Source organism: Flavobacterium sp. SORGH_AS_0622, from assembly GCF_030818825.1.
Classification (GTDB): Bacteria; Bacteroidota; Bacteroidia; order Flavobacteriales; family Flavobacteriaceae; genus Flavobacterium.
In genome coordinates this window covers 4,874,609-4,895,239 of record NZ_JAUTAX010000001.1, presented here as the reverse complement: position 1 = coordinate 4,895,239, position 20,631 = coordinate 4,874,609, and the positions used below count along the sequence as shown (strand labels likewise).

Genomic DNA, 20,631 nt, shown 5'->3' with positions numbered 1-20,631 from the left:
TTATTATTAAAGCCTTTGTCATTTTGCAATCAATCTTGTTTGAGTTTGAATTTTATTTTTCAATTATTTAAAATGCCACAAGATGAAGAAAGATCTACTAACAATGCTGAATTTTTTCAGCTTTTTAAAATCACGCAAAAATTCTAAAAGACGATTAAAAATATTTTTGATTTTAATAATATCAATATTTTATACTACTGCAAATGCCCAAACATTTACACATCCGGTAATTACTAGTGGTTCATTCGCTCTTCCAGCAGGTATAGATGAGGTAACTGTGGAAGCTTGGGGAGCTGGAGGAGCTGGAGGTGCTGCTTTAACTGGAGGAGGGCTAGCAAGAGGCGCGGGCGGCGGCGGCGGCGGCGCTTATGCAAAAGGGAAGATTTCTACAATAGGAATACAAAGTCTGCCTGTTGTGGTTGGAGCAACTAATGCAGGAGGAACAGGGAATGGAAATGCTGGGGGCGCATCTTATATAACTGGGTTTACTAGTATATTTAATGCACCTGGGGGACCTGGGGGTATTGCTAATCTTTCATCTGGTTCTGCGCCAAGTGGTGTATCTGGAGCTACAGGTGCAATAGGCAGTATATCTACAGCAAACGGTGGAGCTTCAGGAGGTGGATCAAATTCCTTATTAAGTTTAGGACTTTCATCAGGTAGTGGTGGTAATGGAGCGAATTTCGGAGCTGGAGCTGGAGGAGCTGGGGGAGCTGGAGTTGTTAGTTTGATAGGTGCAAACAATAGTGGAAATCCTGGAAACATATATGGAGGAGGAGGTGCAGGAGCTGCAAGTTCTAGTAATCTACAAAATGGAGGAAGCGGTGCCAGAGGCCATGTAAATATTACTTATACTTGTAAAACTTATAGCTTAACGGGGATATCAGCTGCAAATGTTTGTGCTGCTACAGGAAATACTTCATTAGTACAATTAACAAGTAGTGCCGCTGGTTTACCGATAGGTACATATTCAGTAACTTACAATAGAAGCAGTCCAGCTGGGAATGGTTTGACAGCAACAATGACGGTCACTACTGCAGGATCAGGTCAATTTACTGCCAGTGGTCTTAATGTTGTCGGCAATAGTACAATTACTGTTACTGGTTTAACATCAATAGATTGTTCGACAACAAATTTGAATAACCAGACAACAATTGTAGTTGGTACAACACCAACTATAACATTAGGAGCCACAACCGCTAAATGTTCAAGTTCCAGTGCGCAAAGCACAACATTGCCTTACAGTGCAGTAACTAATGCACCAACTACTTACAGTATTACATGGAATGCATCTCCTTCAAATAGTTTTGTCTCAGTTAATAATGCATCTTTGACTTCTAGTCCAATAAATATATCAATACCTGCAAATACTCAACCAGGGACGTATACGGGAAATCTTACTGTTAGGAATGTTGCAGGTTGCCTATCAAGCGTTTATCCTTTTACAATTCTTATCAATGCTAATCCAACAATTGCAACAACAGGAACTGTAACAGCAGTCTGCCAAGGAACTTCAGCCCAGATTGCTTCTCTTGCATATACAGCGACCACTAATTCACCACTAAGTTACTCAATTGACTGGGCGACATTGACAGATCAGGGAACGACTGCTTTCGCTTTTGCTGCTGGAGGAGGAACTATTAATACGATCAATGTTCCTGCAAACACGGCACCTGGAACTTATACAGGTGTAATGACGATTCTCACATCCAATGGATGTTCTTTTAATCAAAATATATCTTTAACAATTAATGCTCTTCCAACAATTGCAACAACAGGAACTTTAACGGCAGTCTGCCAAAGTGCTTCCGCACAGCTTGCTTCTCTAACATATACCGCAACCACTAATTCACCAATAAGTTATTCAATTGACTGGGCGACATTGACAGATCAGGGAACAACTGCTTTCGCTTTTGCTGCTGGAGGAGGAACTATTAATACGATCAATGTTCCAGCCAATACAGCACCTGGAACTTATACAGGAGTAATGACGATTCTCACATCTAATGGATGTTCTTTTAATCAAAATATATCTTTAACAATTAATGCTAATCCAACAATTACGACTTCAGGAACTTTAACGGCAGTCTGCCAAAGTGCTTCCGCACAGCTTGCTTCTCTAACATATACCGCAACCACTAATTCGCCAATAAGTTATTCAATTGACTGGGCAACATTGACAGATCAGGGAACGACTGCTTTCGCTTTTGCTGCGGGAGGAGGAACTATTAATACGATCAATGTTCCTGCCAATACAGCACCTGGAACTTATACAGGAGTAATGACGATTTTGACATCTAATGGATGTTCTTTTAATCAAAATATATCTTTAACAATCAATGCTAATCCAACAATTGCAACAACAGGAACTTTAACGGCAGTCTGTCAAAGTAATTCTGCACAGCTTGCTTCTCTAACATATACCGCAACCACTAATTCACCAATAAGTTATTCAATTGACTGGGCTACATTGACAGATCAGGGAACAACTGCTTTCGCTTTTGCTGCTGGAGGAGGAACTATTAATACGATCAATGTTCCTGCCAATACAGCACCTGGAACTTATACAGGAGTAATGACGATTCTCACATCCAATGGATGTTCTTTTAATCAAAATATATCTTTAACAATTAATGCTAATCCAACAATTACGACGACAGGAACTTTAACGGCAGTATGCCAAAGAGCTTCCGCACAGCTTGCTTCTCTAACATATACCGCGACCAATAATTCGCCAATAAGTTATTCCATTGACTGGGCTACATTGACAGATCAGGGAACAACTGCTTTTGTTTTTGCTGCTGGAGGAGGAACTATTAATACGATCAATGTTCCTGCAAATACGGCACCTGGAACTTATACAGGTGTAATGACGATTCTCACATCCAATGGATGTTCTTTTAATCAAAATATATCTTTAACAATTAATGCTAATCCAACAATTACTACGACAGGAACTTTAACAGCAGTCTGTCAAATTAATTCTGCACAGCTTGCTTCTCTAACATATACCGCAACCACTAATTCGCCAATAAGTTATTCCATTGACTGGGCTACATTGACAGATCAGGGAACAACTGCTTTTGTTTTTGCTGCTGGAGGAGGAACTATTAATACGATCAATGTTCCTGCAAATACGGCACCTGGAACTTATACAGGTGTAATGACGATTCTCACATCCAATGGATGTTCTTTTAATCAAAATATATCTTTAACAATTAATGCTAATCCAACAATTACTACGACAGGAACTTTAACAGCAGTCTGTCAAAGTAATTCTGCACAGCTTGCTTCTCTAACATATACCGCAACCACTAATTCACCAATAAGTTATTCAATCGATTGGGCGACATTGACAGATCAGGGAACAACTGCTTTCGCTTTTGCTGCTGGAGGAGGAAGTATTAATACCATCAATGTTCCTGCCAATACAGCACCTGGAACTTATACAGGTACAATGACGATTTTGACATCTAATGGATGTTCTTTTAATCAAAATATTTCTTTAACAATTAATGCTCTTCCAACAATTACGACTTCAGGAACTTTAACAGCAGTCTGTCAAAGTAATTCTGCACAGCTTGCTTCTCTAACATATACAGCAACTACTAATTCACCAATAAGTTATTCAATTGACTGGGCAACATTAACAGATCAGGGAACGACTGCTTTTGCTTTTGCTGCGGGAGGAGGAACTATTAATACGATCAATGTTCCAGCAAATACAGCACCTGGAACTTATACAGGTACAATGACGATTCTCACATCTAATGGATGTTCAGCAACTCAATCAGTTTCTTTAACAGTGAATGGTAGTCCAACCATAAGTACATCGGGAATATTTGCTGCTGTTTGCCAAAGTGCATCTGCACAAACAACGACTTTAAATTACAATTCTACAACGGGATCCCCAATTAATTATGCTATAGATTGGATTGCATTAACAGATCAGGGAACAACGCCATTTTCTTTCAGTTCTGGATCCGGAACCGTTATTAATGTTAATGTTCCGGCCAATACAGCAGCAGGGACATATAGTGGTGTGATGACAATTTCTACGGCAAATGGATGTCCAGTAAATCAGGGAGTTTCCTTAACTGTAAATGCAGTTTCTGCACCAACTGCCTCTGCGACACAACAGCCAAGCTGCGAAAATAATACAGGTATAATAACGGTCACTTCGCCTGCACCGGGAACAGGATATTCATATAGTATAAATGGAGTTGATTATAGTAATACTTCTGGTATATTTACAGGTTTGGCTCCTGGGCCTTATAATGTAAAAGTTAAAAATAATACCTCAGGTTGTGAATCTCCATCAACGCCTATTACAATAAATGTGTTAATTACTAAGACTTGGAATGGTAGTGTTAATGCTAATTGGGGAAATGCATCAAACTGGACTCCATCTGGGGTTCCTTTGGCTTCTGATTGTGTTAATATTCCTGCCTTGGCAACAAGTCCAATTATTTCGGGAACTAATGGCAGTTTTTTCGCAAATAGATTAACAATAGAAAATAATGGATCGCTAATTGTACAAAGTTCTAATACAATTACAGTGACAAATGAGGTAAACGTAGTAGGCAATGGGATTTTCATTTTTGAAAATAATTCCAGTTTAGTGCAAGTTTCAAATGCTGTTAATACTGGAAATATTATTTATAGAAGAAATACACAGCCACTAAGACGCTACGATCTTACCTATTGGTCTTCTCCAGTAACACGAGTACCAGCATTTACATTACATGATCTATCTCCACAAACATTAGGAGATAAATATTTTAAATTTGATCCATTAACACGATGGATAACAATTTATAATGGAGCGGAGGAAATGGTTAAAGGAAATGGTTATAGCATTAGAGGACCTCAACCTTATGATACAAATTTAACCCAAGTTTATCCTGGAGAATTTGTTGGAGTTCCTAATAATGGACAAATTACAGGACCAGCTGCCGTTGCTGAGCAGTATAATTTACTTGGTAATCCATATCCGTCAGCAATTTATGCTGACCAGTTTATTCACGATAATGCAACAAATCTTTATGGCACATTATATTTCTGGGTGCATAATGTTGCTCCAGCTCAAACTGTACCTGGAAGTAGTACTTATTATTATAGTAATGATGATTATGCAATTTATAACCTATCGGGAATTACTACAGTTGGCAGTATGACTGGAATTGGAGCCCCAACGCCTGGAAATCAACAGGCGCCTCAAGGTTATATAGCTGCGGGACAAGGATTTCTTGCGAAATCAAAAACAGGTCAAAGTGTAGTTTTTACTAACTCTATGCGAGTGCCTGGTTATAACAGTCAATTTTATAAATCTGCAGCAACTGAAAAACATCGTATATGGTTAAACTTGACAAATACACAAGGAGCTTTTAAACAATTACTAATTGGATATGTAACTGGTGCTACAAATTCTTGGGATAATAACTATGATGCGATTACTATAAACGCAAATCCTTATATCGATTTTTATAGTATAAATGAAGATATAAAACTTGTAATTCAAGGGCGTGCAATTCCTTTCGTTGCATCAGATACAATTCCGTTAGGATATCGATCTGCTTTAGAAGGAGAATTTACAATTGCTATAGATCATACAGATGGGAATTTGGATAATCAGGTAATTTACTTGCAAGATAATGTAACTAAAACGATACACAATCTTAAAACAGGAGGTTATAAATTTACTACAACAATTGGAGTTTTTCCTGATCGCTTTGTGCTTCGATATACAAATCCTAACGATGCTGTTTTAGGTAACGAAAATTTTGAAAACCTTAATGGAAATATTTCTGTCTCAGTTAGAGAAAAAAATATTAAACTGCAGTCTTTTTCAGATAAAGAAAATCTACAAGAAGCAGCTGTTTATGATGTTGGAGGAAAACTACTATATCATAAAAAAGAAATTGATGATAAAGAATGGCTCATTACAAATCTGCATTCTGGACCTCAAGTGCTACTGGTAAAAATTACATTGGATAACGGAAAAACTGTAACGAAAAAAATAGTCTATAACTAAAGTAAAAAATCGGTTGGGAATTAAAACTCAACCGATTTTTTTATTATTAAGCGCTACGGCGTAAATTTTCGTTTGTATTTGTAATCGCCTTTTCGTTTTTATAATCAATCCATTTCTGGCCTTTAATTTTTCGCATCATAATATCAAAGTGACGCATAATAAAAACATTATAGGCGGCTTTAGATAGATTGGCAATATTTTTAGGAAAAGCACGAAGACTCATAGAAAAACCAGGTGTCAAATACTTCATATAATGCCAATATCCTTCTGGCATATATAACATTTCTCCATGTTTTAGATTCGTAATATATCCTTCAGCATTTTTTAGAGCAGGAAATTTTTCATAATCAGGATTATCAAAATCAATATCTTCTCTCGAAATTAAAGCATGAGGTACTTTATACATATATTTTGACTGGTCTGGTGCGAAAATCATACATTGCTTTTCTCCATGAAAATGAAAATGAAGAATATTAGAATAATCAATATCATAATGCATAAAAACCCTTGCATTTTCTCCGCCAAAAAATAACATTGGTAATTGTTTGACCAATTTTAGACCAATATCCGGCCATAAAAAATCATTTTTTAGCGTCGGCACATCTTTCATTAAATTATAAAGAAAAATGCGGTAATTGGTAGGTTTTGATTCTAAAAGATTAATATAATCACTCATTTTCATTTTCATATGAGCTTCATTAAATCCTTCTTCATGGTTTACAGGCCTATCATCGTACAAAGGAACGGTGATATCACCTGCGATATCATTAATATAGGATAATTTCCATTTTTGATAAGCCGGCCAGTCTTCGGTCAGTTCTTCAACAACAACTGGAATTTGTTTTTTTACATATTGGGAAATAAAATCTTCTTTAGAGATTTTCTTAACCCTTTCTATTTCTTTTAATTTCATTTTTATAAATAAAAAAATTGCTTATAACTCTGTGCATAAGCAATTTAATAATATTTATTGAAATTTATTAACTCTTTTAATTATTTTTTTGATCTGATCGAAGCATCAATATTTCTTTCTATTGTATGATTTGGTCGTGACCATTTAGGTTTTTCTCCCAAAGAATTAAATTGAGAATCGGAAGCTTCAACTGTTTTGGGCTGCATTATTTTAATAAAAGGTTTTTGCGCCATCATTCCCAAAGTTTCGAACATTTTCATATCCTCATTTACATCAGGATTTGGAGTAGTAAGTAATTTATCTCCTGCAAATATCGAATTTGCTCCTGCAAAAAAGCACATTGCCTGACCTTCACGTGACATATTTGTTCTTCCTGCAGACAAACGAACTTGTGTTTCTGGCATTACAATTCGTGTAGTGGCAACCATTCGAATCATTTCCCAGATTTCTACTGGTTTTTCATCCTCCATTGGAGTTCCTTCAACAGCGACTAATGCATTAATTGGAACAGATTCTGGCTGTGGATTTAAAGTAGAAAGAGCTACAAGCATTCCAGCTCTGTCTTCAATACTTTCTCCCATTCCGATAATTCCTCCGCTGCAAACTGTAACATTTGTTTTGCGAACATTTTCAATAGTTTGTAAACGGTCCTCAAAACCACGAGTTGAAATTACATCTTTATAATATTCTTCAGATGTATCTAAGTTGTGATTATAAGCATATAAACCTGCTTCTGCCAAACGATGCGCCTGATTTTCTGTAAGCATTCCTAAAGTGCAGCAAACTTCCATATCAAGTTTGTTAATCGTACGGACCATTTCTAAAACCTGATCAAATTCTTCACCATCTTTTACATTTCTCCAAGCTGCTCCCATGCATACACGAGAAGATCCATTAGATTTAGCTCTTAAAGCTTGAGCTTTTACCTGACTTACAGTCATTAGATCATTTCCTTCAACTCCCGTATTGTATCTTGCAGCCTGCGGACAATAGCCACAATCTTCTGGACATCCGCCTGTTTTTATAGAAAGTAAAGTGGAGACTTGAACTACGTTTGGGTCATGTTGCTGTCTATGAATTGTAGCTGCTTCATAAAGCAGATCCATCAAAGGTTTATTGTAGATGGCAATTATTTCGTCTTTTGTCCAGTTGTGTTTTGTAATGCTCATGGATAAATTGTTTTTTGGAGCATTAAAAGTAAGTAAATTATGATAACAGATTTATTAGCTTATTAAAAATGAAGATTTTCAACTTTTTTTCAAAAAAGAAACACCCTAAAGTCATAGAATTAAGAATTTCTATGATTTTTAGAGTGTCAAAGTGTGTTTTTATTTTTGATTATTTAATCAGCAGCATATTTATTATTCCAGTACAGCATCATCATTAAAGTGACGATTACAGATGAAGCAATTCCTTCAAACAATAAACAAATACAATAAGTTGGTACTGATGGATTTCCTCCGAACAGAAATGTTTCAGATAGAGTTCTTACATATGCGTCTCCGCCTCGAGCATAACTGTAAACCAATAAGCCAAATACACTCATCGATACGCCGACTACAGACGTAGCCATTGCAGAAACAGCATTAGATACAAAATTGGTTTCTCCTTCACGAAGGTTCATCTGCATTGTTCTGTTTACACCATAGAATATAAAGAATACGTTAAGTGTTCTTAGATAAAACAAATTTGCTAACCCTAGTACATTCATCAATAAAAAATAAATGCCGATTCCGAGAAAAATCAAAAAACCGTTGGTAATTTCTTTAGGTAGTTTCATAGTGCTTATTTTTAAAGAAGTTAATAGTAAATATTTGAAAAACAGTCTTCTATCAAATTTACTAAAAAAATAACTACGATGATTTAAAAACAGCAAAAACTATAAGATGCGATTTTTTTAAAGAAGATTTATGAAAGCCAAGGCCTCAATTTGATCTTGATGAAGCTGCGCTTTTAACGCATCTACAGAACCAAATTTTTGTTCTTCGCGAATATAATGCAGCAACGAAACTTTAATATTTTGATCGTAAATGTCTTTGTCGAAATTAAAAAGATGAACTTCTATAGTCTGTTTATCACCATTAACCGTAGGGTTAAAGCCAATATTCATCATTCCATAAACAATTTCTTCATTTACTACAGCTTTTACAACATAAACACCAATTTTTGGAATTAGTTTATAATCTTCTTCGATGTAAATATTTGCAGTAGGAAAACCAATAGTTCTTCCCAGTTGTTTTCCTTTTACCACCGTTCCGTTTAAAAAGTAATTGTATCCTAAATATTCGTTGGCCAAAGCCATATTTCCTTCTTTTAAAGCATTTCTGATTTTAGTAGAACTTACCGAAACATCTTGAATTTCTTCGGCAGAGATTTGTTCTACTTCAAAATCATACTCTTTTCCAAAAGCAATTAAATCATCAATGTTAGCAGTTCGATTGCGTCCAAAACGATGATCATGTCCAATAATAATTTTCTGAATCTGGAATTTATCCACCAAAATAGTATGAACAAACTCTTCTGCAGTCAATCTTGAAAAACTTTCGTTAAACGGATGAACAATTAAGTTTTCTATACCAGTTGCCTCAAGGAGTTCGGTTTTTTCGCTAATAGTATTCAGCAATTTGATCTCTGATTTTTCCTGCAGAACCATTCGCGGATGCGGAAAAAAAGTAAGTACAAGACTTTCGTATTTTCCGTTTTCAGTATTTTGTGTAATTCGTTCCAGAATTTTTTTATGACCAATATGCACGCCGTCAAACGTACCAAGAGTTAAAATTGTTTTCTTGGTTGACTGAAAATCGTTTATAGAATGAAAGAGCTTCAAAACAAATTATTTAAGATGCTGCAAATTTATACTATTCTGTTTTAAATTTAATACTCTGATAAATTGAATTTTCGTTGAGTTATGCTTTTCTTTTTGTGAAAATAAGCTGACTCGTCGATTAAATAACATTAATTGTCTTATATATTGTACAATTTAAATTAATTGAAGTAATTTTGATATTATATCTTACAGAGTATGAAAAAACTATTACTTTATATATTTCTTATTTTTTGCTGCGTAAACATGAAAGCTCAAAACAATGTTTTATGGCAAAAAGTAACTTCTTCATCATCGCTTTCGCGAAAGGCAAACGTTTTAGATTCGGGAAAACTGTATTATAAATTAAATGCAGATCTGCTTAGTGCCAAACTTGCCTCAACTACAAGTAAATCGGCTTTAAGCAATACAACCGAAATAACGATTCCTAATACGGAAGGAACTTTAGAACGTTTTTCGGTTTGGGAATCCTCTAATTTTGATCCTGAATTGCAAGCCAAATATCCAGAAATTAGAGCTTATGAAGGAAGAGGAATAGATGATAAAAATGCTAAAATACATTTTAGCGTTGCTCCAATCGGATTGCAGACCATGGTTTTTCGTGTGGCAAAACCAACAGAATATATTGAACAAAATCCAGATGATAAATCAGAATATGTTGTGTTTAAATCTGCAGATAATGCAGATTCGAAAATGCGATTGGATTGTAAAACAGCCAATTTAGTTTCAGAAAATAAAGCATCAAATACAGCAAAAACAACTTCTAATGCCAAACAATTTAAAACATTTCGTTTAGCATTATCGTGTACGGGAGAATATACAGCCTTTTTTGGCGGAACAAAAGCCGGAGCATTAGCAGGTATGAATGCAACCTTAACTAGAGTGAATGGTGTTTTTGATAGAGATCTTTCTGTAAAAGTTGTTTTGATTGCTAATAATGATGCAGTTATTTATACAGATGCTTCTACAGATCCTTATTCTGTTCCATCAGTTGGGGCAGCAGATCCTGGAGGAACTTGGGGGCAAGAAGTTCAGACTACTTTGACGAATGTAATTGGTAATGCCAATTATGATATTGGACATTTGTTCGGAGGTTCGGGCGGAGGCGGTAATGCAAATTGTATTGGCTGTGTGTGCGTAAACCCAACTTCTAGTGTTCCTTTAGGAAAAGGGAGTGCCTATACTTCACCATCTGATGCAAAACCTCAAGGAGATACTTTTGATATCGATTTTGTTGCTCACGAAATGGGGCATCAATTGGGAGGATCGCACACTTTTTCTCATGCCGGAGAAGGAACAGGAACACAATATGAACCAGGAAGCGGTTCTACAATTATGGCCTATGCTGGAGTAACAAGAAATTATGATGTTCAAAGTAATTCTGATGATTATTTTTCTTACGGAAGTATCAATCAAATACAGAATAATTTAGCGGGGAAAACTTGTCCGGTAACTACTGCTATAACTAATAATCCGCCAATAATAAACGCAGGAGCAGATTACACAATTCCTATAAGTACACCTTTTGTTTTAACAGGAACGGGCTCAGATTCCGAAGGTAATTCTATAACCTACACTTGGGAGCAGTTTGACAGTGCAATTACCACTTTTGGATCTAATAGTATTGCTTATCCAACAAAACCAGACGGACCAATGTTTAGATCACTCCCGCCCACAACTTCACCAGTTCGTTATATGCCAGCTTTAAATTCTGTGCTCAATAATCAGTTGACGACAACTTGGGAATCTGTTTCGTCTATAGCAAAAACAATGAATTTTACTTTAACAGGAAGAGATAACGCGCCAGATGGAACAGCTCAAACCAATACAGATGCAATGGTTGTTACAGTAAGTGCTTCTGCAGGACCGTTTGCGGTAACTTCTCAGAATATTGATAATGTTGGCTGGGAAAAAGGATCAACACAAACGGTTACTTGGAGTGTCAATAATACCAATACACTTCCAGGCTCTACAAATGTCAATATAAAATTATCTCTAGATGGAGGTTTGACGTTTCCGATTACACTAGCAGCAAATACTTTAAATGACGGTTCTGAGACTATATTAATTCCATCGAATATTGAAGCGTCTACCAATTGCAGAGTTTTGATAGAACCTGTAAATAATATTTATTATGCTGTAAATAGTAATCCATTTGCAGTTGGTTATACTGTTTCTACAAGTTGTTCTACATATAACTTTGAAGGTGGTTATTCTACTGGAAACGGAAGCACTTTTATTAGCAAGACAGTTGCAGTACCAGCTTCAACAGGAACTATCTCAGATGTAAATGTATCTGTGAATGTTACGCACGCAAGATTTTCAGATCTTGAAATTCAGATTGTAAGTCCAAGTGGAACAGTTGTAAGTTTATTTAATAAAAGCTGCGGCAGTACAAATTCAACTCTAGCACTTCAGTTTGATGACAGCGGAACTGCTTTAAATTGTAATGCGACTACAAGTCAAATTGTAATTCCAGCTAGTTTATTAAGTGCTTTTAATGGAGAAAATCAACAAGGAAATTGGACTTTTAGAGTGCGAGATGCAGTTCTTGGAGCTTTAGGAACAATAAATTCTGCTTCAGTAAACATCTGCAATAGAACGTATACACTTGGAAATTCAGATTTTGAAAATATAGATTTTGCCTTGTATCCAAATCCAAACAAAGGAAATTTTACCATTCAATTTAACCGAGATTCAGTAAAAGAGATAAAAATTTATGTTCATGATATTTTGGGAAAATACGTTTACAGTAATACCTTTCAAGGTTCAGGATATTTTATTCAAGATATTCAATTACCAAATGTACCAAATGGAGTATATCTAGTTACGGTTATTGATGGAGATAAAAGAACAATCAGGAAAATTTTGGTGAATTAAAATTTTAAAAACCAAAGATTTAAAATCCAAATTCCAACTATTATTGGAATTTGGATTTTTTTTATTGAAATTTTACGCTAAGAGTTCGCCATCGCCATGCAGACAATACTGATTTTTGTTCCTGGAATTTTTAGTAATGCTCTAGAACAAGCTTCGAGTGTTGCGCCAGTTGTCAGGACATCATCAACAATTAAAAAATGTTTATTGCGATTTTCTTCTGTCAAAACTGCATCAAAAATATTTTCGATGTTTTCAGATCTTCCCAAAAGATTCTTTTTAGATTGTGTTTTAGAATATTTTTTTCGGTATAAAACCGAATCGTTATAAGGAATTTTTAAACCTTCGGCTAAAGCCTTTCCAAAAGTCGTAACCTGATTATAACCACGTTCCTTAAATTTTTTTGGATGTAAAGGAACTGGAATTACAGCATCAAAAGGAATTTCCAATTGAATTTCTTTTAAATCTCCGGCATACCAGTTTCCTAAAACAGTTCCAATTTCTTCATGACCTTTATATTTTAGGTTGTGAATTAATTCCTGAACCATTCCCTTTTTATTAAAATATAAAAACGTCGACGCAAATTGAATATCAATCTTGCCGTAAAACTTTTTTACAGCTTGATTTTTTGGGTCTAAATGATATTGAGTAAGAGGCATTTCGTGACGGCAGGAAGTACAGAAAACAATTTCATTCTGTAGTAAAATAGCTCGGCATCCATCACAGACTTTAGGGAAAAATAGATTTATTAGGTAATTAATCACAAAAAGAGAGATTTTATTTACAAAAGTAACAAAATCAATACTTCAATCTTTATTATTTTTCTTTTTTTTAAAGGTACTTTTTATATTTTTGCATCACTATGGCAAAACAAGAAGATATATTTAAGAATGTGGTTTCGCACGCAAAAGAGTACGGATTTATTTTTCCGTCAAGCGAAGTTTACGACGGACTGAGTGCTGTTTATGATTATGCACAAAATGGTGTCGAATTAAAAAAGAATATCCGTGAATATTGGTGGAAATCAATGGTTCAGATGAATGAGAATATTGTCGGCCTTGATGCTGCAATATTAATGCATCCAACAACTTGGAAAGCTTCTGGACACGTTGATGCATTCAATGATCCATTAATTGATAATAAAGATTCTAAAAAAAGATATAGAGCTGACGTTTTGGTTGAAGATCATGCTGAAAAAATTCACCAAAAAGCGCAAAAAGAAATTGACAAAGCAAAAGCTCGTTTTGGCGATGCATTCAACGAACAAGAATTTGTAACTACAAATGCTCGTGTAATTGAATATTTAGCTAAAGAAAAAGAAATCAGAGAGCGTTTAGGTCGTTCTTTAGGAAACGGAGATTTAGCTGATGTTAAAGCTTTGATCGAAGAATTAGAAATTGCTGATCCTGAGACTGGTTCTAAAAACTGGACAGAGGTAAAACAATTTAACTTAATGTTCGGAACAAAACTTGGAGCTTCTGCAGAAAACGCAATGGATTTATACTTACGTCCAGAAACGGCGCAGGGTATTTTCGTTAACTTTTTAAATGTTCAGAAATCTGGTCGTATGAAAGTTCCTTTCGGAATTGCTCAAACGGGTAAAGCTTTCAGAAATGAAATTGTGGCAAGACAATTTATTTTCCGCATGCGTGAATTCGAACAAATGGAAATGCAGTTTTTTGTACGTCCAGGAGAAGAAATGAAATCATACGAATACTGGAAAGAAACTCGTTTGAAATGGCATTTATCTTTAGGGCTAGGAAAAGAAAATTACCGTTTTCACGATCACGAAAAATTAGCGCACTACGCAAATGCAGCAGCGGATATCGAATTTAATTTCCCATTCGGATTTAAAGAATTGGAAGGAATTCACTCTCGTACAGATTTCGATTTAAAAGCTCACGAAGAATATTCTGGACGAAAATTACAATATTTCGATCCTGAACTAAACGAAAACTATGTTCCTTATGTAGTAGAAACATCTGTTGGTTTAGATCGTATGTTCCTGGCTGTTTTTGCAACTTCACTAAAAGAAGAAACATTAGAAGACGGTTCTACAAGAACAGTTTTAAAATTGCCGTCAGTTTTAGCGCCAACAAAAGCAGCAGTATTGCCTTTGGTTAAAAAAGATGGTCTGCCAGAAGTTTCAAGAAAAATCATTGAAGATTTGAAATGGGATTTCAATGTGGCGTATGATGAGAAAGATGCTGTAGGACGTCGTTACAGAAGACAAGATGCTTTAGGAACGCCATTCTGTATTACAGTAGATCACCAAACACTTGAAGACGAAACAGTAACAATTCGTCATAGAGATACAATGAAACAAGATCGTGTAAAAATTACTGAATTAAGAGCTATTATTGAAAATGAAGTTTCGATGAAAAACTGGTTAATGAAAATGTAATCTTTACATGTTATACTCTAGATCCCAAATTCCGTCCCGAAACCTCGGGAGAATTTGGGATTTTTGATTTTAAAAAACAGGTATTTTATCGATCTTTTTTGCATTTCAACTTTATGTATCAACATTTTGGCGTAATGTGTTAACAATGAAATGATTAAAATATTTAAATCCGTAATTTTAAATGCGGATAAATGCCAAAACCAAACTTTTCTTCATTACATCAAATTGAATTTTTTTGAGTATGACTGCGAAGTAAGAAAATCAACAAAACCAAAAATTGAAGAAGTATTCGTATATCATAATTGACGATGATGCTGAAAGTGTTTTGAAAACCAAAACAACCGCTGCAGGTTTTTCAGAATTATCTTTTACCGCATCGGCGTCAAATTTTCAAGATGGTTTAAATTTGATTTTAGAACATAAACCTGCTTTGGTTTTCCTAGAAATTGAACCTAAAGATTTATCAAGCCAATTATCTCTTGCTTTTATCAGCGAGCTGCATCGATTTTTTCAAGAAATTCCCAAAATTATCGTTACCACTAATCAAAAAGACAAGGCTTTTGAAGCCATTCAATATAATGTATTTGATTATCTTTTAAAACCTGTTGCCCACCTAGACCTCCTAAAGACAGTTTTGAAGCTTAAAAAAGCAAATTTAGAGTCAAAAACTCCGCCTTTTATAGAAGAACCAACTTCTATTGTAATTGACAATGTAAATAATGTAACGATTCCTCAAAACGTTGAAAAGCCATTAACGATTTGTATTAAATCTTATGGAGATTATCGATATTTAAACGCAGCTGACATCTGTTACTTTCAGGCTGATAATAATTCGACCGATATTTATTTGAATACTGGCGAAATGATTACAGCATTTAAAACGTTAAAGCATTTTGAAAGTGTTTTAACGTATCCTTTTATTCGTATTCATAATAGTTATGTAATTAATAGAAATTATATTTCGAGAATTCATAGCGGAAACTCAATCTGTTACATAAAAAACTCCTCCAAAAAGATTCCTTTTTCTAAAACATACAAAGCAAATGTCGACTTGATAATTGCTGATTTTGCTGCAGGAAATTACTTAGAAATCTAAAAACCAGATGTTTACACAGATTTGCTATCCGTTGACTATCAATTGGGTATGATCTACCACAAACTCAATTTTTTATATAAATTTTTTTCGATTCTGGTGTTAGTTTTACACTCTGATTCACAGCAATTGTGATTCATTCTCCAAAAATTAGACAAACATTAAAAAACCTCAGGTCATGAAAAAAACAGCGTTGACAATCGGATTATTCTCTTTAGTAATGGCAATTGCTTCTTTTGCTAAACCAGAAACTCAAACTTATTTAGCAGTTAAAGATACTATTATTAATTTGCCTATTGATGGTGGTGCAGCAGGTGGAGTACTTAAAAAACCAGATCGTTTTGCTTTGAATACTGAATCATCTAAAACTAGAAATTTAAATTTTGCTAGTGTAAATCAATCTGTTGGAAATGATAAAAAAGTAGATTAAGCTACATTCAAAATAAATATTTAAAGCTGCCAGGATTGGCAGCTTTTTTTTGTGTCTAAAGTTTTAGTATTTTTGGTAAAACTCAAAAATACAATTGAAAGAAATAAGTAAAATAACATTGATAATACTCTTAGTTTTGTTGGGATGTACCAATAAAACAGGTTCAAATGATGATGCAATTTCTTCAATAGATAGTCTTCCTGTCTATCTTTCTCTGGCAAACGAGAATAATATTCCTCTTAAATTCAAACAAAATTATAATCTTAAGGCACTAAATATAATTTTAAGTCAGAAAGATGACTCACTTAATAAAGTAAATCTCTTCAAGGTTGCCAATCGTTATTATAATATGAGTGATTGGAAAGCGTATTTCAATACTACAAAGTTAATTCTTGAACGCTCAGAAAAATCAAAAGATTCAGTAAATATGGCTAAGGCCTATACGTACTTAGGAGATTATTATTTATCTCAATCTATTTCTGATAGTGCTTTTATGAATTATTATAAAGCGGAGAAAACTTATTTAAAAATAAACGATCAATTAAATTTGGCGAAAACATTTTTAAATAAAGCTAATTTACAATACAATGAAGGTGATTTTTTTGAAAGCGAAATAGCCGTTTTTAAGACTTTAAGTATTTTGAAAAAGCAGAAGAATGTAAATGAGCTTTTATATGAGAGTTACAATTTATTGGGAGTATTATACAATGAAAGGGAAGAATATAAAAAGGCTTTAGAGTTTCAGAATAGCGCATTAGAGATTTTGCAAGATAAAACTATACCAGCAGAACTTCAATATAAAGCGGCCTCATTAAATAACATTGGTTTCATATATATGAATATGGGCAATTATAAACAGGCTAAAAGCTTCTTCGAAGATGCATTGAAACAGAAAAATCTTTTTGAAGACAGAGCTAGTTTATATGCAATTTTGCTTGATAATCTAGGGTATACTAAATTCAAATTGAATGATTCGGAACAATTGCCAAACCTGTTTTATGAATCACTTAAAATTAGAGATAGTCTTGATTTAGTTTCTGGTGTCGTGTCCTGTAAAATTCATTTGTCTGAATATTTTGCTTTCCATAAAGACACTGCTAAAGCATTAGAATTATCCAAACAGGCTTTGATACTTTCCCGCACAACTACCAAGTTTGTCAATACACTAGAGGCTCTTAAACAAACTGCAGTCGTTGATCCTAAAAATGCATCCATTTATTCTAAAGAGTACATTCGACTTAACGATCAGATGTTGAAAGCAGAGCGTAAGATGGGAGAAAAATTCTCTCGTATCGAATACGAAACCAACGAGATAAAAGACCAAAACTCCAATCTTCAAGAAAAAAATAAAACCTTGGTTTATGTCTTTAGTATTTGTACATTGCTCGGATTGTTTTTTTACGTTTATAAAACACAGCAGGCTAAAAACCGTGAATTAATTTTTAAACAGCAACAGCAGATTGCGAATGAAGACATTTATAATATGATGATCTCACAGCAAAATGAAATTGAGCTGACTAGAATTAAGGAAAAGAAAAAAGTTGCGCAGGAATTACATGATGGGGTATTAGGCCGTATGTTTGGAATTAGAATTAGTTTGGACAGTTTGGATAAGGTTGATGAAGTTGAAGCGGCGTCTAAAAGAAAAAAGTATTTAGCAGAACTTAAAAATATTGAACAGGATATTCGAGAAATTTCTCATGATTTGAATAGGGAAAAATCAGAATTAATTAATAATTTTGTTGCTATCCTAAATAAACTATTTGAAGATCAGAGAAATACGTATAGCTCAAAATTGATAACTTCTTTTGATCCTAATATCAAATGGGAATTAATAAGCAATATTGTCAAAATCAATTTATACCGAATTATTCAAGAAGGACTTCAAAATTGTAATAAATATGCAAAGGCAGATATTATTAAAGTGGAGTTTGAAATTGAAAATGATAATTTGATTTTAACTATCGCAGATGATGGAGTCGGATTTAATACTAAAAAAACCAAAAATGGAATTGGTTTGCATAATATAGAATATAGAGCAACAGAATGTAAGGGGACAGTTACCATAAAATCTGCCAAATCGGAAGGAACCGTCCTTATTGTAAAAATCCCAATAGATCCAAATAATAACCTGCAATATAATGACATTTGATTTAACAGCTCCAGTTCCGGAATTGGTTCAAAAAAATATTCTAATAGTAGATGATCATCCATTTATTATTGAAGGATACAAAAATGCAATAACGCGTTACAAACCAAAACAATATGAATTTTTAATTTCACAAGCACATGATTGTCGATCAGCTTATGATATAATTGAAAGTAATGACACGCCTGCATTTGATATTGCTTTTTTAGATATCAGCATGCCAGCTTATGAAGAAAAAGAAATTTTTTCGGGCGAGGATCTGGCGAAACTGATTTTAAACAAAATGCCTTCTTGCAAGATTGTTCTGCTTACGATGTATACTGAACTTCTAAAAATTAAAACAATTATTAGAACAATTCAGCCCAATGGTCTAATAATTAAAAACGACCTTACTTTTGAAGAATTGCTTTTGGCATTTGATAAAGTAATGAAGAGCGAAAAATATTACAGTCAATCGGTCGTTAAAATGCTGAATCAGTCGACTCATAATGCTATCGAAATTGATCAGTATGATAAACAGATATTAGTTCATTTATCAAAAGGAGCGAGTATTAATGAGATGCTTCAAAACATTCCAATCTCTTTAAATGCAATTGAAAAAAGAAAAAAACATCTGAAAGAACTGCTCAAAATTAGAAGCGGATCTGATGAAGATTTGATTAAAGAAGCTAGAAGCAAAGGGCTTTTCTAAAAAAATGAAATTCGAAAAATAAAAATTCCAAATTCCATTATGTTGATCGGTAGTGGAATTTGGAATTTTTTATTTGAATTTTTTAAAAATTTATTCGGTCAAAGCATCCCATCCGCGCGCTTTTAAAGGGATTTTGGTATTGGCACGAGTTACAAGATGTATTCCTTCATTTTCCTCCGTCATATGTCCGATAACAGAGAAATTTGGGTTTCCTTTTATTTTGTCAAAGTCATTAATATCAATTGTAAATAAAAGTTCATAATCTTCACCGCCATTTATGGCAACAGTTGTGCTATCGATATTAAACTCTTCGCAGGTAGAAATAAACTGAGGATCCAATGGCAGTTTATCTTCATATAAATTACATCCTACTTTTGATTGTTTACAAATATGAATAATCTCAGACGAAAGCCCATCCGAAATATCGATCATAGAAGTTGGTTTAATATCTAAAGCATGAAGCAGTGTTCGAACATCCTTTCGGGCTTCTGGTTTTAACTGACGTTCTACTAAATAAGTGTAAGGATCTAAATCTGGCTGATTGTTTGGATTAACCTGGAAAACCTGTTTTTCACGTTCCAAAACCTGCAGTCCCATATAAGCGGCACCAAGATCTCCCGTCACAACCAGTAAATCAGTTTGTTTAGCTCCATTTCTGTAAACCAATTCGTTTTCATCAGCTTCGCCAATTGCAGTGATACTGATAATTAAACCTTTTTGAGATGAGGTTGTATCACCTCCAATAACATCCACTTTATATTCTTTTGCAGCATGTGTAATTCCAGCAAACAACTCTTCAAGAGCTTCAAGTGGAAAACGATTTGAAACCGCCACAGAAACAGTAATTTGGGTCGGTTTTGCATTCATGGCGCAAATGTCTGAAACATTTACCACAACAGATTTGTAACCTAAATGTTTTAAAGGCATGTAAGCCAAATCAAAGTGAACGCCTTCTATCAATAAATCGGTCGAAACTACAACTTTTTTGTCTTTAAAATCAAGAACAGCTGCATCATCGCCTATACTCTTTAATGTTGATTCCTGAGTAACATCAAAATTTTTGGTTAAATGTTCAATTAAGCCAAATTCGCCCAATTGAGCTATACTAGTTCTTTGTTGATTTTTATCTTCAATCATTTTTTTAAGGTACAAAGGTTTTTAAGTTGCAAAGGTACAAAGTTGAGGGCTTAATAACTATAAACGAAGTTTTTTTCTC

At 34.3% G+C, this 20,631-nt stretch carries 13 protein-coding genes; 7 read left to right on the top strand and 6 right to left on the bottom strand.

All coding sequences use genetic code 11. The features are described from left to right. Positions 1-82 precede the first annotated feature (82 nt). Complete coding sequence (locus QE431_RS21010) at positions 83-6,034, top strand: T9SS sorting signal type C domain-containing protein (RefSeq protein WP_307299962.1); 5,952 nt, start codon at positions 83-85, stop codon at positions 6,032-6,034. A 46-nt stretch (positions 6,035-6,080) separates the two neighbouring features. On the opposite strand, the gene QE431_RS21005 is transcribed toward QE431_RS21010, so the two are convergent. From QE431_RS21005 to QE431_RS20990, 4 genes are all read right to left on the bottom strand, one after another. After that, entirely contained in the window at positions 6,081-6,947 is an 867-nt protein-coding gene (locus tag QE431_RS21005) for a cupin-like domain-containing protein (protein WP_057115287.1), read from the bottom strand. Positions 6,948-7,027: 80 nt separating this feature from the next. Further along, positions 7,028-8,116 (bottom strand): biotin synthase BioB, encoded by a 1,089-nt coding sequence (gene bioB, locus QE431_RS21000; RefSeq protein WP_307299960.1) that lies wholly within the window; start codon positions 8,114-8,116, stop codon positions 7,028-7,030. A gap of 173 nt (positions 8,117-8,289) precedes the next feature. Beyond that, positions 8,290-8,727, bottom strand: coding sequence for a hypothetical protein (locus tag QE431_RS20995; protein WP_057115285.1), 438 nt, complete (start codon positions 8,725-8,727; stop codon positions 8,290-8,292). Between the two features lie 117 nt (positions 8,728-8,844). Then, complete coding sequence (locus QE431_RS20990) at positions 8,845-9,774, bottom strand: bifunctional riboflavin kinase/FAD synthetase (RefSeq protein WP_307299957.1); 930 nt, start codon at positions 9,772-9,774, stop codon at positions 8,845-8,847. Between the two features lie 243 nt (positions 9,775-10,017). Here QE431_RS20990 and QE431_RS20985 point away from each other — a divergent pair, with 243 nt between their 5' ends. Further along, positions 10,018-12,651, top strand: coding sequence for a reprolysin-like metallopeptidase (locus QE431_RS20985; protein ID WP_307299955.1), 2,634 nt, complete (start codon positions 10,018-10,020; stop codon positions 12,649-12,651). Between the two features lie 77 nt (positions 12,652-12,728). On the opposite strand, the gene QE431_RS20980 is transcribed toward QE431_RS20985, so the two are convergent. Beyond that, positions 12,729-13,412 (bottom strand): ComF family protein, encoded by a 684-nt coding sequence (locus QE431_RS20980; RefSeq protein ID WP_307299954.1) that lies wholly within the window; start codon positions 13,410-13,412, stop codon positions 12,729-12,731. Positions 13,413-13,510: 98 nt separating this feature from the next. Between QE431_RS20980 and QE431_RS20975 the strand changes: the two genes are divergently transcribed. The 5 genes from QE431_RS20975 (at position 13,511) to QE431_RS20955 (ending at position 19,415) form a co-directional block, all read left to right on the top strand. Then, complete coding sequence (locus QE431_RS20975; protein WP_281866897.1) at positions 13,511-15,052, top strand: glycine--tRNA ligase; 1,542 nt, start codon at positions 13,511-13,513, stop codon at positions 15,050-15,052. 277 nt (positions 15,053-15,329) lie between these two features. Further along, a complete protein-coding gene (locus tag QE431_RS20970; RefSeq protein ID WP_307299951.1) occupies positions 15,330-16,148 on the top strand; it encodes a LytTR family DNA-binding domain-containing protein in 819 nt (272 codons plus the stop codon). A gap of 175 nt (positions 16,149-16,323) precedes the next feature. Next, on the top strand, positions 16,324-16,575 hold the full coding sequence (locus QE431_RS20965; RefSeq protein ID WP_057115279.1) for a hypothetical protein: 252 nt from the start codon (positions 16,324-16,326) through the stop codon (positions 16,573-16,575). A 94-nt stretch (positions 16,576-16,669) separates the two neighbouring features. Beyond that, a complete protein-coding gene (locus QE431_RS20960) occupies positions 16,670-18,727 on the top strand; it encodes an ATP-binding protein (protein ID WP_307299949.1) in 2,058 nt (685 codons plus the stop codon). Then, positions 18,717-19,415, top strand: a complete 699-nt coding sequence (locus QE431_RS20955) for a response regulator (protein ID WP_057115277.1) — start codon at positions 18,717-18,719, stop codon at positions 19,413-19,415. Before QE431_RS20960 ends, QE431_RS20955 begins: the two co-directional genes overlap by 11 nt. 90 nt (positions 19,416-19,505) lie before the next feature. Here the strand turns inward: QE431_RS20955 and thiL are convergent, their stop codons facing one another. Continuing rightward, positions 19,506-20,552, bottom strand: coding sequence for a thiamine-phosphate kinase (thiL, locus tag QE431_RS20950; RefSeq protein ID WP_307299946.1), 1,047 nt, complete (start codon positions 20,550-20,552; stop codon positions 19,506-19,508). Between the last annotated feature and the right edge of the window lie 79 nt (positions 20,553-20,631).